General features: G+C 41.5%; 15 protein-coding genes and 1 pseudogene. 6 read left to right on the forward strand and 10 right to left on the reverse strand.

Features of this window, described 5'->3' with window-relative positions; genetic code table 11:
• Positions 1–4 precede the first annotated feature (4 nt).
• From MPH60_RS15755 to MPH60_RS15765, 3 genes are all read right to left on the reverse strand, one after another.
• Positions 5–1,126, reverse strand: a complete 1,122-nt coding sequence (locus MPH60_RS15755; protein WP_241590544.1) for an NADH-dependent flavin oxidoreductase — start codon at positions 1,124–1,126, stop codon at positions 5–7.
• Between the two features lie 21 nt (positions 1,127–1,147).
• Positions 1,148–1,456: a heme biosynthesis protein HemY gene (locus MPH60_RS15760; protein WP_101224065.1), complete on the reverse strand. Its 309-nt coding sequence runs from the start codon at positions 1,454–1,456 to the stop codon at positions 1,148–1,150.
• Positions 1,457–1,537: 81 nt separating this feature from the next.
• Positions 1,538–2,536: a Gfo/Idh/MocA family protein gene (locus MPH60_RS15765; RefSeq protein WP_241590545.1), complete on the reverse strand. Its 999-nt coding sequence runs from the start codon at positions 2,534–2,536 to the stop codon at positions 1,538–1,540.
• A 207-nt stretch (positions 2,537–2,743) separates the two neighbouring features.
• On the opposite strand from MPH60_RS15765, the gene MPH60_RS15770 reads away from it, so the two are divergent.
• Positions 2,744–3,529, forward strand: a complete 786-nt coding sequence (locus MPH60_RS15770) for an SDR family oxidoreductase (protein WP_241590546.1) — start codon at positions 2,744–2,746, stop codon at positions 3,527–3,529.
• A gap of 64 nt (positions 3,530–3,593) precedes the next feature.
• Here the strand turns inward: MPH60_RS15770 and MPH60_RS15775 are convergent, their stop codons facing one another.
• Positions 3,594–4,817 carry a multidrug effflux MFS transporter gene (locus MPH60_RS15775; protein WP_241590581.1) on the reverse strand — a complete coding sequence of 408 codons (1,224 nt, stop codon included), beginning with the start codon at positions 4,815–4,817 and terminating at the stop codon, positions 3,594–3,596.
• Between the two features lie 522 nt (positions 4,818–5,339).
• Positions 5,340–6,317: a 2-hydroxyacid dehydrogenase gene (locus MPH60_RS15780; protein ID WP_241590547.1), complete on the reverse strand. Its 978-nt coding sequence runs from the start codon at positions 6,315–6,317 to the stop codon at positions 5,340–5,342.
• A 319-nt stretch (positions 6,318–6,636) separates the two neighbouring features.
• On the opposite strand from MPH60_RS15780, the gene MPH60_RS15785 reads away from it, so the two are divergent.
• Positions 6,637–7,602 carry an MBL fold metallo-hydrolase gene (locus MPH60_RS15785; protein WP_241590548.1) on the forward strand — a complete coding sequence of 322 codons (966 nt, stop codon included), beginning with the start codon at positions 6,637–6,639 and terminating at the stop codon, positions 7,600–7,602.
• A 193-nt stretch (positions 7,603–7,795) separates the two neighbouring features.
• Positions 7,796–8,992, forward strand: a complete 1,197-nt coding sequence (locus MPH60_RS15790; protein WP_241590549.1) for a M14 family zinc carboxypeptidase — start codon at positions 7,796–7,798, stop codon at positions 8,990–8,992.
• A gap of 154 nt (positions 8,993–9,146) precedes the next feature.
• Here MPH60_RS15790 and MPH60_RS15795 read toward each other — a convergent pair whose 3' ends face one another.
• Together MPH60_RS15795 and MPH60_RS15800 are read right to left on the reverse strand one after the other, a co-directional pair.
• Positions 9,147–10,100 (reverse strand): TRM11 family SAM-dependent methyltransferase, encoded by a 954-nt coding sequence (locus MPH60_RS15795; RefSeq protein WP_241590550.1) that lies wholly within the window; start codon positions 10,098–10,100, stop codon positions 9,147–9,149.
• Positions 10,101–10,264: 164 nt separating this feature from the next.
• Positions 10,265–11,356: a CotH kinase family protein gene (locus tag MPH60_RS15800; RefSeq protein ID WP_241590551.1), complete on the reverse strand. Its 1,092-nt coding sequence runs from the start codon at positions 11,354–11,356 to the stop codon at positions 10,265–10,267.
• Positions 11,357–11,509: 153 nt separating this feature from the next.
• Between MPH60_RS15800 and MPH60_RS27975 the strand changes: the two are divergent.
• Both MPH60_RS27975 and MPH60_RS15805 read left to right on the forward strand, forming a co-directional pair.
• Positions 11,510–11,563: pseudogene (locus tag MPH60_RS27975) on the forward strand (hypothetical protein); the annotation flags it as partial.
• A 22-nt stretch (positions 11,564–11,585) separates the two neighbouring features.
• Entirely contained in the window at positions 11,586–12,194 is a 609-nt protein-coding gene (locus tag MPH60_RS15805) for a hypothetical protein (RefSeq protein ID WP_241590552.1), read from the forward strand.
• Positions 12,195–12,287: 93 nt separating this feature from the next.
• Here MPH60_RS15805 and MPH60_RS15810 read toward each other — a convergent pair whose 3' ends face one another.
• Genes MPH60_RS15810 through MPH60_RS15820 form a run of 3 tightly spaced genes read right to left on the reverse strand, consistent with a single transcriptional unit; the run spans position 12,288 to position 15,030 of the window.
• The gene (locus MPH60_RS15810; RefSeq protein WP_241590553.1) at positions 12,288–12,599 is read right to left on the reverse strand and encodes a DUF3870 domain-containing protein; all 312 of its coding nucleotides are present in this window, start codon (positions 12,597–12,599) and stop codon (positions 12,288–12,290) included.
• A gap of 23 nt (positions 12,600–12,622) precedes the next feature.
• Complete coding sequence (locus tag MPH60_RS15815; RefSeq protein ID WP_137020391.1) at positions 12,623–13,828, reverse strand: acyl-CoA dehydrogenase family protein; 1,206 nt, start codon at positions 13,826–13,828, stop codon at positions 12,623–12,625.
• Between the two features lie 14 nt (positions 13,829–13,842).
• Entirely contained in the window at positions 13,843–15,030 is a 1,188-nt protein-coding gene (locus MPH60_RS15820) for a CaiB/BaiF CoA transferase family protein (RefSeq protein ID WP_241590554.1), read from the reverse strand.
• Positions 15,031–15,477: 447 nt separating this feature from the next.
• On the opposite strand from MPH60_RS15820, the gene MPH60_RS15825 reads away from it, so the two are divergent.
• Positions 15,478–16,413: a DHH family phosphoesterase gene (locus MPH60_RS15825; RefSeq protein WP_241590555.1), complete on the forward strand. Its 936-nt coding sequence runs from the start codon at positions 15,478–15,480 to the stop codon at positions 16,411–16,413.
• The last annotated feature ends 41 nt before the right edge of the window (positions 16,414–16,454 follow it).

The raw sequence follows: 16,454 nt of genomic DNA on the forward strand, positions 1-16,454 counted from the left end.
CTAATTACTCTACAACCGGGAGCCAACCTTTTATCCCAATCAACTTTTCCCAAAGCGGATCTGGAATGACCAGTTCATCCTGATCTTTTTTTGAAAGGGTGGTACGTATTTCCGCTTCTTTTCCAGACCTGATTTTTTCAATCCAATGCGGTTCCATAAGAAGTTCGCGGCCAAGGGCGATAAAAGGGACACCCGTTTCCATAGCTTCTGCAACTTCATCGGGTGTATGCAGTGATCCTACACCGACAACAGGGATACGATTACCTACTTTATCGTAAATTTTAACGATGCGCGACTTTGTCCTATCACTCTCGCGGAATGAGCCATTCCAGAAGTGGCCTACCGATATATGTAGATAATCCAGGTTTTGATTCGCTAATCTATCAACGAATTGAATCGTATCATCTAATGTGATTCCAGGATTGCTGCCTTCTTCAGGAGAAAGGCGGTAGCCGATGATAAACGGCTTTTTCGCATGCTCAGCAACCGTTTTCTCAACTTCATTCACAATGGTAAGCGGGAAAATCAATCGTTTTCCCAGTGTTCCACCCCAGTTATCCGTACGACGGTTCGAGTGTGGCGAAAAGAATTGCTGCAGCAAGTACGTATTGGCGCCATGGATCTCCACACCATCGAATCCTGCTTCAATTGCCCTTCTTGTTGCTTCTCCAAATGCTTTAATAATGTCTTGAATTTCATCTTCAATCATTTCCCGCGGTACAGGTGCTTCCTCGCTGGAAGCAATGGCACTTGCAGAAACAGGTTGGTTATCAGGCAATAATTCCGGCGGACTTTGTCGGCCTCCATGATATATTTGCAGGATCGCTTTTGAGCCGTTGGACTGAATCGTTTCGGCTAGTTTTTTCAAGGATGGGATAAAGAAATCGTCATCTGCACTAAGTTGGCCTGGGAATCCCTTGCCTCCAGCAGATACATAGGCACATGCTGTGACCACCGCACCTACACCAGCCGATCTTTCAGCGTAATAGGCCAGTTCATCATCGGTTACAACGCCTTGATCATCCGAAGAATAAGTGGTCATAGGAGCCATCATGATACGATTTTTCACTTCGACACCTGATGGAAATATATATGGTTGAAAAATCTTTTCGTATTTTTGATTCATGCCAATCCTCCCCCTTTACTCTTAGTGGTGATGATGTCCGTGAGGTTCCTTAGAAGGATTTGTGATTTCAAAGCCTTCTTCAGGTACATAAAAATATTTAATCCAGACACCATCAAGAAATTCTTCACGTGAATCAAGTAAAATATCGATTTCTTTATCTGTTTTGACGATTTCATCATGCTCTGCCGGTGTATCCAGCTTCATGTCATAATGGGCATGGTCGCCATGCATATGGGTGATATATACACGAATCATTTTCCCTTCGGCTTCTTCAGTGCTCAGCATTTTTTGTAAGACTTTCGCTGCATTGCGATTTATTTTGCAATTCATGTCCATTCCTCCAACAATAAAATTATCCCTGTACTGAATTCTACCCAATTAAGGGTTATGAGTAACATCCATTTTCCCCCTTCATGATTGGCCATGACCTCGGTCTGAAGGAAAAACGATCCCAATTTGCTTTCTTGCTTCATCCATGATTTCCATAGTCAACAGTGAATTCGAATATGAATTTATATCGGATTCCATTTTCCCCTGCTGTATCAAATCTACAAATTCTTTCGCTTCATAATACATGGAAGGCATATCCTGTTTAACAGAAATATTTTCAGTGGTTCCATCCCGATACTGTATATCCACCGCTTGCGGTCCAGAAATTTTCTGAATGATGATGGTTCCAAGTTCACCTTGAATTTCCGATGGCAAATTGGATTCAGTAATCTTGGAAAACATGACGACTGCCTCCATTTCATCATAAGAAAGCAGAATCGTCCCCTGCCCATCAACTCCTGATTCAAGCAACGTTCCTGATGCCTGCACCTTATTCGGTTTACCGAACAGTATAACAAGTGGATAGAGGACGTAAATGCCTAGATCCATTAAAGAGCCACTGGAGAATTCCGGATTGAATGCATTCAGCACAGTTCCTTGTTTATATGAATCATAGCGTGATGAATATTGGCAAAAGCTTCCCGAGAAACGCCTAATCTTCCCGATTTTATCCAGATTCCCTTTTATACTTTCGAAATTCGGCATGATGGTCGATTTCATCGCTTCCATCAATAGCACATCATTTTGTTTTGCTGCCTCAATCATTTCCCTTACTTCTGCCGCATTCGAGGCCATTGGTTTTTCACATAATACATGTTTTTTATTTTGTAAAAACAACACGGCTTGCCTGCAATGATGAGAGTTAGGGCTTGCTATATATACAGCGTCGATTTCATCGCTGGCAGCCATTTCTTCTAAATTCGTAAAAGTCGTATGTACTTTGTATTTATTGGCAAATTCCTTGGCTTTCTCTTCTGTACGTGAATACACGGCAGTTAAAGATAACTCCTCTACATGCTTCGCAGCCTCCAAAAATCGTTCCGTGATCCAGTTTGTACCTATTACCCCTAATCTTATCAATATCCTATCCCCTTTCAAGCTAACTTAATTATGTCCTCAATATACAGACATTTCACTGAAAAACAAAGTATAATGAACACTCGCAATTGTTTAAATTGGATTTTTTAGGCAATATTCGTTTATAATTTTTCTATATTACCACTGCCATGATGTTTCTACATACTCCCAAATTGGGAATAGAAGACTTAAAAGGAGCGTGTGAAGTTTATGACAGAATTAATGAAAAACAAAGTTGCCATCATTACCGGTGGAGGATCGGGAATTGGCCGGGGCGCTGCACTGAAACTAGCTGAAAACGGCGCGAACATCATCTTTTTTGACCGTACAGTCGAAAATGCCGAAAAAGTGAAGGAAGAAGTGGAGAACCTTGGTCAAGAGGCTTTAATCATTAAAACGGATGTATCCAAGGCCGAGCAAGTTGAACATGCCTACAAGACGGCCTATGAACATTTTGGGAAAATTGATTTTGTATTTGCAAATGCAGGCATCAACGGAGTGATTGCCCCTATAGAAGACATAAAGCCCGAAGATTGGGATCAGACACATACAATTAACCTCAAAGGCACCTTTCTCACCATCAAATACGCCATTCCTTACATGAAGGAAACGGGTGGCAGCATCGTAATCAACAGCTCCATCAATGGAAACCGATATTTCAAGAATTTTGGTTTTTCCGCTTATAGTTCATCCAAGGCAGGTCAAGTCGCTTTCGGTAAAATGGCTGCACTCGAATTGGCAAGATATAAAATCAGGGTAAATACCATTTGTCCTGGCTCGATTGATACGAACATTCACGATAACACATTCCCGGAAGATGAAAACTTAAAAAAAATCACGATTCCCATTGAATATCCGCAAGGCTCCCAGCCCCTCGCGAGGAAAGCAGGGACTACCGAACAAGCTGGTGATCTCGTATTGTTCCTAGCATCAGACATGTCCTCCCATGTTACGGGCACGGAAGTTTATATCGATGGAGCAGAATCACTATTATGATTCATACTTACCCCCTTAAAAGAAAAAGCTGAAATCCACATCAGGATTTCAGCTTTTTTCCTTTTTAAGCAACTCGCCTTAATCCGCGACGGGCAAGGAGTAAATAAGCGAACATGGCGATGACATGACAACTTACCATCACAATTCCCATCGGCAAGGGGGACTCACCTGAACCTAATCCCACCAGTGGAGCCATTAGTGATCCTAAAATGAATGGAAGCAGGCCAATTAAAGCCGAAGCACTGCCTGCAGTTTTTTTCTGATTCTGCATCGCTAAAGAAAAACTCGTTGTACCGACAATACCTACGCTGGAGACGGAGAGGAATAAAGCGACCAAAATTCCTGCCAACCCCATTTCAAGAAGGACTGAGGCAAGAAGTAATATTCCCCCAAACAAAGCTAGACATAATCCCATTTGAAGCAGTTTTTCTTCTTTGACCTTCCCTGCCAGCTTCCCGGCAACTTGTGAAGCGATGATGATCCCAATTCCGTTTATTGCAAAAATCAGGCTAAAGGTCTGTGGGGAAACCCCATAAATGTTCTGGAGAACAAAAGGTGATCCGGAAATATAAGCGAACATAGCGGCACTTATGAATCCTTGTGAAAAAGCATAGCCCATAAACACACGATCTCTCAATAAGTTCCCAAATGTCCTGATTGTATCATTTACCCCACCGGCACTCCTGAGATTAGGCGATAAAGTTTCCTTTATCCCAAAAAATGCAGCCGCAACCATAATGATACCTAATACTGAAATGACAATGAAAACTCCCCGCCAAGAAGTGAACTGCAAAAGCTGACCGCCAAAAACCGGTGCCAATATCGGAGCCGCCCCATTCACCAGCATTAACATGGAGAAGAACTTGGTCAAATCCGTTCCTGAAAAAAGGTCACGAACTATGGCCCTTGAAATGACAATGCCTCCCGCTCCCGCAATACCTTGGATAAAACGTAATAATAAAAGCAATTCAATGGTTGGTGCAAAAGCGCATAACAGAGATGAAATGCAATAAATGGATAAAGATATGATTAACGGTGTCCGCCTTCCTTTTGCATCACTTAGAGGCCCTAAATAAATTTGGCCCAAAGCCAATCCTAATAAGCAGGCCGTCAAGCTCAGCTGCGCTAAAGACGTACTGCTATTCAGATCCTCTGCCAGTGTAGGGAGGCCAGGTAAATACATATCAAGTGACAGTGGTCCAATCGCTGCAAAAGATCCCAGCATAAGAGCCATCAACAGCCTTTTGGATTTAGTCATTTCGTTGCCTGATGATATCGTTTCCTTCATTTCAATCATTATTACCCTATCCCTTTCAACTAATTGTTTCTCCTAAATAAACTCGACTTTCTTTATTTTACAAAAGATCGGCATAATTTACGATAAGTATGCTTCACTTGAATTCGTTACTTCCTTTCAGCACTCAATTAAGCATTAATGTGAGGATAAAGGAAAACTTTCAAAGGTTAACACGATTCCCACCTTCGGATGCGACTCCCTTTGAGCAACATTTTCAGCTTCGGCTAAAAAAGCCAATAAAAAATGACCCCATTTTGGAGTCACTATATACTGTAGACAAACTCGAAGTAAAGTCAGCTTGCCTGCCGTTTTTTATTTAAAAAACGTTGCAGTCGATTTCAGCAGGAGCACTTTTCACCCCTTATACCGGACGTTTTTTGTTATCCGGAGCTTTTTCTCGGCCGTTCACGTATTTTTATATAAAACAGTAAAAACTCCCGGAATATAACCAAGTCTCGTTTTAAAATCGTGAAAGGAATTCGGAATGAAACCATTCCGAATCCCATTTTAGGATCATTTTAATTTATTCAAAAATACTAAATTACGGGGAGTATCACCAGATAACCCCTCCATCAAGTTTTGTACAGCCAAAGCTGCCATTTTCAATCTTGTGGCAATGCTGGCACTGCCGATATGCGGCAATGTAACCACATTGGGCAATGTTAGCAGCGGGTGGTCCACAGGGACGGGCTCTTCTTCGAATACATCCAATCCAGCCGCCCAAATCCCTCGACTTTCCAGCGCCTGGTACAACGCTTTTTCATCGATAATCCCGCCTCTTGCGGTATTTATGAGCACAGCCGTCCCTTTCATTAATTCAAGCTGCTCCTTGCCAATCATGTAATTGGTTTCCGGTGTGAGCGGAAGCATGACACAAACGAAATCCGAGATTTGGAGCAATTTTTCAAGAGGCTGATATTCGATTCCTAATTCTTTTTCCTGTTCATATTTACGGCTTCGATTAAAATAAACTATATTCATATCGAATCCCTTAGCTCTTTTGGCAAGGGCTTCCCCAATCCTGCCTAACCCGATGATACCCAGCGTTGCACCGTATACATCTTGTCCGGTCAGCTGCATCGGCGACCAAGTTTCCCACTTTCCACTCCTTAAATAATCTTCAGCCTCCATCATCCTTCTCGCCGTTGCAAGCAGTAAGCCAAAGGTTAAATCCGCTGTCGTTTCCGTTAGAACCCCTGGTGTGTTCGTTACCATGATGCCCCTTTTTGTTGCAGTTTGAACATCGATATTATTATGGCCCACTGCCATATTCGCGATGATTTTCAGATTAGGCGCCTGTTCAATCAGTGACTCATCGATTTGTTCCGTCAATAAGCAAAGCAGCCCCTCGGCTTCTTTTATTTCTTCTTCAAGGACTTCTCTAGGGACCGGTATATCCTCTTGATCCCACATCCTGACATCATAATTTTGACTAAGACCTTCGATGATTTGTTCTGGCAATTTCCTTGTAATATATATTTTTTGCTTCAACCCATAAACCTCCTATACCGTTTCGTTCCATGAAAAGCATTTTTGCACCTTTTGTCGCCTTCAGTTTTTCATTACATAAAAAAATTAAAAGAATATTGGCTAAATTACTGGCTTGTTTATTCAATTTTAAAATAAACTAGATAAATAGACCATTCATTTCCAATAAATCTTACTATTAAATTTCTCGATTGCCTGGAAGCTTCCGCTTGACAGTTTCAGTTCATTCAACTAATCATAGAATAATAACCCTTTAAATCTATTCGGTCATTAGTAATTTCCAGATGAAGTTTATCTCGATTTAGGAGGATATGGGACGTTCATGAAAACGAATACAACATTTAAAATTTATCCAATTATAGCTCCAAGCGCTTTATCTTTAAAAAGTATAAACTTTTATTTAGTTAAACAGGATGAATCTTTAACATTAGTCGATGCAGGTATGAATGATGACGTCTGCTGGAATTTACTCCAGCAAACATTAAACGAAAATGGATTTACCCTTGGAGATATAACGGAAATTTTATTAACCCATCACCATGGAGACCATGTTGGTTTGGTCAACCGGATTACCGAACATCATCCGATTCCCGTTTATGCCCATTCTAAATCCATTCCCCGTTTAAAAAGGGACCCTGACTTCTTAAGTATGAGAATTGAATTTTATAAGCAGCTTTACCATGAGATGGGCTGTGGTGAACTTGGAGATAAACAAGTGGCTTACCTATTCAACGCGGTCGATAATAATAAAGATCAAAAACTGAATGGCGACATCATCGCAATCACGGACAAGCAATGGCTGAATTTTGAAGTGATCGAATTTCCAGGGCATGCCCCTGATCAAATTGCATTCCTTGAACAAGAAGGAAAACGGCTTCTTGCCGGTGATTTATTGATTGAACATATATCAAGCAATGCCTTGATCGAACCTGATGAAAACGGTAATAGAATGTTGACTCTTGTAGATCATATTGATTCATTAAAAAGATGTTTAGCATTACGGGTGAATCTCCTATTTCCTGGTCATGGTAACATCATTGAACAACCTGGTCATACGATTGAAAAAAGACTCAACAGCATAGAGAGAAAATCACAAAAAATACTGGCCTTGATAGAATCTGGAATTTCTACAGGCAATGAACTGGCAAAGGAGTTTTACAAACAAAAATATATAACGGAATTCCCGCTCGTCATGTCAGAAATTATCGGCCATTTGGATTATTTAGAATATCAGGGGAAGGTCACGAAAAAACTCGTTGAACATGTAGTTCATTATCAAGCTAAATGACATCAAAAAAGGCTGAAATTAAAATCGTCCCCACTTAGTGGGGGCTTTACTTTTCATGGAGAAATATACAAAATAATTGAGACTGAAATACATGGGCCTTTTTGGGTGTATTAATTAATCTAACAGGAAAACGATTAGCAAGTGAAGAATTCATTATCTGAATATTAAATATTTTCAGAACAGGAGAATGAATGTGAAAAGAAAATTTTTAAAGGTTTTAAGTTCAACAGTAGTAGCCGCAGCATTACTTGGCCCAAATGTCAGCTTAGCTGAACGAGGACCAAATACGACAGGCGGAACGAATCTTTCCACCGAAGCATTCCTTAATTATGACGAACTTGTAAAAAAATTAAACCAACTTGAGCAAGTGAGTGCAGGGAAAGTAAATGTAGAAGTGGCCGGGAAAACGAATCAGGGCCGTTCCATTCAAAAAGTGACTGTCGGTCATGGTGACAAAGTCATTCTTATTCAAAGCGAAATTCATGGAAATGAAAAAACAGGAACTGTTGCGTTATTGAACATTCTTAAAAACCTTGGTCAAAGTAACTCGCCTGAGGTAAAGAAGGTCCTTGATGAACTAACAATTGTTGCTATCCCAATGATGAACGTGGACGGCTCAGAGCTTGATCGTCGTGGAAATGAGATGACATGGTCTGAGGTTGTAGGGAAATTCCCCCAGCTTTCTAATGTGAAACCTACTTGGAACTATTACACTACTCCGAGATCAGGAGACGACTATGCTAGCAAACCCGGATTTGATGTTAATCGTGACTTTAATCCTAATCTAAACTATGTACCGAAGCCCCAAGACTTCCCGGGGGCATCTGAAAAGCCGGGCTGGTTTATTACGCCTGAAGCGCAAACGGTACGTGACACATATAAAGAGTTAAAGTCGAAATTCGGGAAAGTGGATGTTTTTATCGACCTTCATCATCAAGGGTTCCCATATATCGAAGGAACTGATGAGCGTGCAACTATGTCAATTTCAGGAAAATTCGTTCCTAACCCAAGCACTCCCGAAGGGGCTAAATATGCAGAGTATGCAGATAATTTTAAATATGATTTCTCCCGTCAGTTGACACTTGCTGCGTATAACTCACTGCAAGCAAGAGGAAATTCCGTGTTTACAGATATTTCATTATACGATCAATCTATCGACCTGCCAGGAACTGCTTTAGGGACGTTTGCTTTAAACGGAAGTGGGACGGTTCTATTTGAAGTTAGTGGTCAAACACAAAACTTTGGGCAAAAAGAGAATGGCCAGCTCGTAAAAACGGTTGAAACGGGGCTAATGGGTATTATCGATGGAGTAACAGATGGATCGGTTCATAATCTTAATCCATCAGACTATGAAAATATTCCGGAAAGTTCATCTACACCGGGAATCTAGATAAGTTTGAAACGTAATTGTAAAGGGGGCTTGTCCGCCATCCGGCACGGATTTTAATATCGGGCCAGATGGCGGACAAGCCTTTTTTAGTTGTCAACTTGACAGGGTAAGTCCATATCCATTAAAGATTTCAGCCTTTTCTTGCTGAAGAAACTCACACACATACTACAATCTCCCTGGAAAAAATGCCTTTCCTGGCTACACAGCGATCGGAGATTTCAAATCCTGCTTCTTCAATCATATGATCCATCGTGTCGATCGTTACGACGACGACCTTGTCAGCAAAGCTCCTGGCATGTTTAAGGATCGATAGCTGATCTTCCGGTGTCGCATGTGTATATAAATTGTAGGGCATATCAATAATCGCTACATCATATTTACTGGTGACCTCCGAAATCGGACCTGTAGTTACATCACCTTCGAGTCCGAAATAAGCAATGTTCTCCCTGGAACCGTCGGTAACAAGCGGGTTGATATCCCTGCCGACAATATTGATTCCCATCGACAGTGCTTCTACCAATACCGTTCCAATTCCGCAGCATGGATCAATTGCCTTCACCCCATGCGGATGCGGAACGGCTATATTGGCAATGGCCCTCGCCACTCTTGTGCTAAGCGCTGTTGAATATTCACGGGGCTTTTTCATATGTTTTAACCAAACCGCTTCAGGTTTGACATACTTCCCAAAAAACCAACGTCCTCCAAGGGTCACGATTCCAAAGACCTGATCAGGATTACGCACATCGGCATTTCCCTGAATGTGCCAGCCAATCTCCCGTTCAATTTCACGCTGTCCATCATAATCTATTTTTGCTTCTTTATTTAAGTCGTTAATTTTCACGAATAATACTTTGAACGTCGAATCTGGCAAATGAATATCCTTCACTTGCTCAACGATTTCGGATATGCTTTCCCCTTCAAACATGACGTCGACCCGCCCTTTTATGAAAGGGCTCCTGCTCGGTTCAATTGCGATATCACTTTTCAAAATATCCCCTGAAGTCTCAAAGCCAAAGAACGAGCGCATCTCCATTTTAGATAATGAGCGTTCGTCAGGGGTGCACGTAAACGTATATATATATGCCGGTTTGCGGCTATGATTAGTCAATCCATTCCCATCCTTCATTACTTTAGATTATATCTTTCTATCAAACATAGCTGTAATAGTTGAGAAAAGCAAATGGAATCGTGCAGAAAAAAGCAGGAGTGCTTTTCTTTCAACACTCCTGCTTTTATATTTTTCATGGTCCCATCACTAAAGGGTAGGAATTATTAATCCAATTTATGCAGACGGCTATTAATAAACTTTGCACGGGCCTCAATGAATTTCAGGATGAATTCGGGCTCATTATCAAATTTCTCAATATTTTCCTTAATATATGGATCTTTTGAAACATAAGGTCTTATTTGATCATGCATTTCCTGAATGATAGGTTTCATATAGCCTACATTAAAATGATTGATCAAAATTTCCTTAAGAAGTTCTTGGTACCGGACACGAAATCCCCTTACATCAAGGATTCTGGCAGTCAATGTATTGAATCCCTCGATTCCCACATAATCCTCTTCCATCACTTTCCCGTTAACATCCCTGCCCCATGTCGCATCATAATCCCATGGAATCATTTCAAAGAGTCCAGTATCTCCATTTCGATACAAGGCATAGTTATGAACGAACCCATCATAGTTTTGCGTAAATATGACACCGGCCAGCCAGCGCAGGTATTTTTCGACATCGACATATTTTACGATTTCCTTTTCAAAATCCACTCTTGAAATTGTATTGATTTGAAGAATCAGTTCTTGTAAATATAATTCATCCTTTGCTGTCCCGCATTTTTTATGATAGCCCATCTCCAATGATTTTTTGATTCCTTTATCCAAATCGCTCATCAATGAGAAATTGGCATCACCATCCACTGCATAGTAAATGGCACCCTTGGGCAGCCCCCTTGTCTTCAAATAATATTCATCCACCGATTCCAATTCCAGGTATACCCCTTCGTCCTTTCCGTTCAGATTCAGGAAAACGAACTGGGAGTTCGGTGATAATGTGCCTATATCCGCAAAAAAGTCTAAAGATAATTTATTTCTTAGTAAAGATTTATCTTTAAATTCGGCATTTAAATGAACTTCCTTGGCATTCTTAAAAGTTTTAGGTTTATAAAAGACGACATTATAGGATTTTTTGCGAAAACCGCGAATATGGGAGCCACGGTAAACAATATCAATATCAAGTTTTTTTCTGTTAAGTGTTAACTTTGCCGGTAAAGGATCATTACACCATATATCTCTGCGAAGTTCCATTAAATTAACTGGCGGAATAAAAAGCTGGTACACGGGCAGCTTCTTATCAGAATTCATATAACCCTTCCCTTCCCTTTCACTTTCCTATTAAATTATGGAAAAAAAGCGAAGGGTGTCACCCAAAAAAAATTTTTAATAAAAATGTGCGATTATCTCTGGCATATTACGTACAAGCGAATAGTTTAACGTATAGAAAGGAGATATATAAATATGTCAGACATCATTCGAAATATACAAAATGCGGTGGATAGAGCCAATTCCTTCGGGTTAAGCGATTTCATGCATAATGACCCATGTTCAAGAGGCCGTTCTTCACGTAAAAACAACAATAACAGGCGAACTTCCCGCAGAAACACTAAACGTTGCACGAGCAGGAGGAGGTCCACTTCCGGCACGCAAAGGCACTCTTGCTGGAAACGGAGATCTACATGCGGCACTCAAAGGCGCACGAGCAGGAGGAGGTCCACTTGCAGCACCCAAAGGCGCACGAGCAGGAGGAGGTCCACTTGCAGCACCCAAAGGCGCACGAGCAGGAGGAGATCCACTTGCAGCACCCAAAGGCGCACGAGCAGGAGGAGATCCACTTGCAGCACCCAAAGGCGCACGAGCAGGAGGAGATCCACTTGCAGCACCCAAAGGCGCACGAGCAGGAGGAGGTCCACTTGCAGCACCCAAAGGCGCACGAGCAGGAGGAGGTCCACTTGCAGCACCCGAAGGCGCACGTGCAGAAATCGGTGTTCTTCTCACAACTGCAGATGCCGCGGCTGCAACAGAAACTTCCGTAGGAATTGGATTTGGGGCTTCTAGGTTCATGAACCCTTTTAATGTATTTGTACAAAAATATATTGAAGGGCAAAGAGGTGTATTCTTCAACACCTCTTTTTTATATCCCTAAATCGTTACAACAAAAATGAATGATTCTTATTTAAAATCCAAAAAAAAAGATCCTACCCTTTTACATACGATAGGATCCTTCCAGTTTCACTTATTATTTAACGGAGACCAATTCGAACTGTGCGTACACATCCTTCAGCCCTGCTTGAATGGCTTGACTAGCCTTCCCACGATAATGCATTTGCACACGATCAATCAATTCTTCGATACCATCCTTCAGGCAATAGCCCCGGAGCAGCTGCCGAATGAATTCCCTGCCATGTTCTGTGGCAAGTGTGCAGGAAGCTTCGACTATTACACCATATTTAAAGTCAAGCTCTACCGTGATGGTGATGGAATCATATAGATTTCTCGCTGCCATCCCTTGTGGAAGTTTTGCATGCCCTGCAATAAAATATGTGTTCATCATCTGATCTCCTCAATCTATAGTTAATGTACGGAAACCTGCTCGAAGGGCCATGCAGGCAATTGCTTACGAAGCTCTTTATCTTGTCTGTAGCCAAGTGCGTATTCCCCCTGCATTACAGTATGAATCTCACGGGTTCCTTCGTAAATGACCGGTGCTTTTGAATTCCGCAGAAAACGTTCCACTGGATATTCATCCGAGTAGCCATAGGCACCATGAATTTGAACAGCATCATTGGCAGCTTCGTTTGCAGCATTACATGATATCCACTTGGCAAGCGATGTTTCCTTCGTATTCCTTTTTCCTTGATTTTTTAACGTACCCGCTTTAAAGACGAGCAATCTGGAAATCTCTAAATTTGCGGTCATCTTGGCAATCATCTGTTGAACGAGCTGATGCCTGCCAATCTCTTTTCCGAATGTGCTTCTTTCATGGCAATACTTCAAGCTTGCTTCCAGGCTTGCTTCAATTAACCCTACAGCACCTGCGGCCACTGTAAACCGACCGCTGTCCAATGCCGACATGGAAATCTTAAAGCCCTCACCTTCTTCACCAAGCCTATTCTCCACTGGAACTTTTACATCCGTTAAAAAGATTTCGCCTGTATTCCCGGCACGAATTCCCAATTTCCCTTTAATGGCTTTCGACTCCACTCCATCGAAAGTCCGTTCCACAATAAAAGCAGTGATTCCCCTTGAACCGGCATCATGATCCGTCTTGGCGAAAATGAGGAAATGATCTGCATAATCACAGAGCGAGATCCATGTTTTTGACCCGTTCAAGATATAATGGTCCCCAACACGTTTTGCCGTTGATTTCATTGCCGCAACATCAGACCCCGCATTCGGTTCAGTCAACCCAAAAGCGCCAATCTTGATCCCTTTTGCCTGCGGTACTAAATATTTCTGTTTTTGCTCTTCCGTCCCCCATTGCAGCAGGGTCATGCTATTCAACCCTGTATGTACCGAAACTGCAGTTCGGTAAGCCGTATCGCCTCGCTCCAGCTCTTCACAAACGATGGCCAGGGTATTATAATCCATTCCTACTCCGCCATACTCTTCTGGTATACAAACGCCCATCAACTGCAATTCCGCTAATCTTTTTAAAATATGTGGCTGGAATTGACCCTGCCTATCCCACTCTTGAATGTAAGGGATAATTTCCTTATCGACAAATTTCCTTACCACTTTCTTCACACTTTGCTGCTCTTCTGTTAATTCGAAATTCATCATTAAAATTCCTCCTAAATAATTTTATTTTCCTTGAATTTGCTTATTTGATCTGGACTATATCCAATATCAGCCAAAATGGAATCCGTGTGCTCACCATAGAGCGGCGGATGCTTTCTCATCGCAACCGGCGTTTTTGAAAGGTTCAGGGGCGATCCCGTCACTCTGAGATCTTCGATAGTGGGATGCTCCATGCTCACCAACATGCCTCTTGCGATGATTTGCGGATCCTCGAACATCTCTGCTATATCATTGATCGGACCATTGGGTATCCCTGCATCATCAAACAACCTTTTCCATTCCTTCTTTGTCTTTCCTTTTAACAAATCAACTATTATCGGAATTAATACTTCCTTGTTTTGCAAACGTTTTTCATTATGCTTAAACTGTTCCTGCTGGGCTAAATCAGGTCTGCCTATAACGGTTGAAAATCTCCTGAACTGATCATCATTTCCTACTGCCACGACAAGCTCCCCATCGCTTGTCCGGAATGTCTGGTATGGAACGATATTGGGATGCTGGTTTCCCATTCTTTCAGGGGTCAAGCCACTGAATAAATAGTTGCTGGCGACATTCACCAATGAAGAAACCTGACAATCCATTAACGAAATATCAATTTCCTGACCTTCCCCCGCTTTATCCCTATGATGTAAAGCGGATAAAATGCCAATGCATGTATAGAGGCCAGTCAATATGTCAGCTATGGCCACCCCGACCTTCACGGGACTCCCATCTTTTGCTCCTGTGATGCTCATCAAACCACTCATCGCTTGAATGATATAATCATAGCCAGGCAAATCCTTATAAGGTCCGGTTAAACCAAATCCCGTAATCGAGGCCATGATCAGCTTGGGATTGAATTCCTTTAAATCCTCATAACCCAGCCCCATTTTTTCCAATGTGCCCGTCTTGAAATTTTGAATCACGATATCGCCTGAAGACACCAACTTCCGGAAGATCTCTTTCCCTTGTTCCGACTTTAAATTCAAGGTCATGCTTTGCTTATTTCGATTGGCGCATAAATAGTAAGCGCTTTCTCCTTGGACGAATGGCGGACCCCATCCTCTCGTTTCATCCCCTGATTCATGATGCTCGATTTTAATAACATCGGCACCCAAATCACCGAGAATCATTGAACAAAAAGGCCCCGCCAAAACACGGGATACATCGATAATCCTAACTTTCTCCAAAGCTCCATTCATATCATCACCCCTTTCAAACTGTCGGGATACACAAAAAAGAGCCAGTAAAACCAACAATGTCATTACATTGAATGTTTCACTGACCCTTATCCACGAACTGTCTTCCTGCAAAGGAAGATCAAGTGAACCAAGTCAATTTTTATGGATTCCAGTTTTATAACAAGCCGGCCATGCAACAAGGTAACTTGTTGTCATCGGTTTGGTGAATTAAGTATAATTCCATTTTTTGAATTTTGCAATAATTTTGTTTGGATGTTTTTATTACTTTCACTGAATTACTCTGCAGTATACCTCCCGTTACTATAAAAATACTTCCAGTAGTAATCGGAATTGCCTTTATTCGTGAGGCATGTGATGATTGAATATGCATAACTGTCAATATATGAATTATACATACTATCAATTATAGCTCGACAGACAAGGAAAAATTAAAAGGGAGATGGCGATATGGACAATAAAAAAACGGAAATAATCGAAGCGATCAAGAAATACCACACAATCATCATTCATCGCCATGTTAATCCGGATCCGGATGCATTGGGATCACAAATCGGTTTAAAGAAGCTATTGAAGCATTCCTACCCTTCTAAAGAAGTCTATACGGTAGGCGAAGAAGTGGATAAGCTTCTATTCATTGGTGATATGGATGTCATTTCCGATAACAAATACAAAGGTGCCTTAGTGATTGTTTGTGATACGGCCAACATTTCACGGATCAGTGATTCCCGCTATGATCAAGGGGACATGCTCGTCAAAATTGACCACCACCCTGAATATGAACAATTCGGTGATCTTTCTTGGGTCGACCCCTCTTATAGCTCTGCAAGTGAAATGCTTGTTGATTTATTCTTGGAATTTCCAGTGGGATTTATCATGAATAAAGATGCGGCTAAATCATTTTATGCAGGAATACTTAGTGATACAGGGAATTTCATGAATGGGAATACCTCACCGAGGACATTAAAAATGGTTTCACACTTAAGAACTTATAATATTCAGCCAGAAAGAATCCATAACAGTCTTAATGTAAAGAAAAAAAACGCTTCAAGACTTCAAAAAGACATTCTCTTGAGCTTCAAGGTAACCGATAAAGGTGTAGCTTACTTCATTATTACGGAGGAACTTTTAAATATGTATGGTGTGGATCGAATCGAAGCTTCGAATCTAGTCAATACGCTAAGTGCCAGGGGCAATAAAATCTGGGCTTTCTTCATCGAATATCCTTCTGAAATCCGTGTCAGGATACGTTCACGGAATATTCCCATCGCTTCAGTTGCACGTCAATTCAATGGAGGAGGACATTCACTGGCTTCAGGAGCTACCATCCATTCCTGGGAAGAGGTTGATCATGTTATCCAAGCATTGGATCAAGTCTGTCCATAATAGGGAGTTCATGACCTGCGGTGTTTATATGTATGATTCTA

Source organism: Peribacillus sp. Aquil_B1 (assembly GCF_022603275.1).
In the GTDB taxonomy this organism is placed as follows: Bacteria; Bacillota; Bacilli; order Bacillales; family DSM-1321; genus Peribacillus.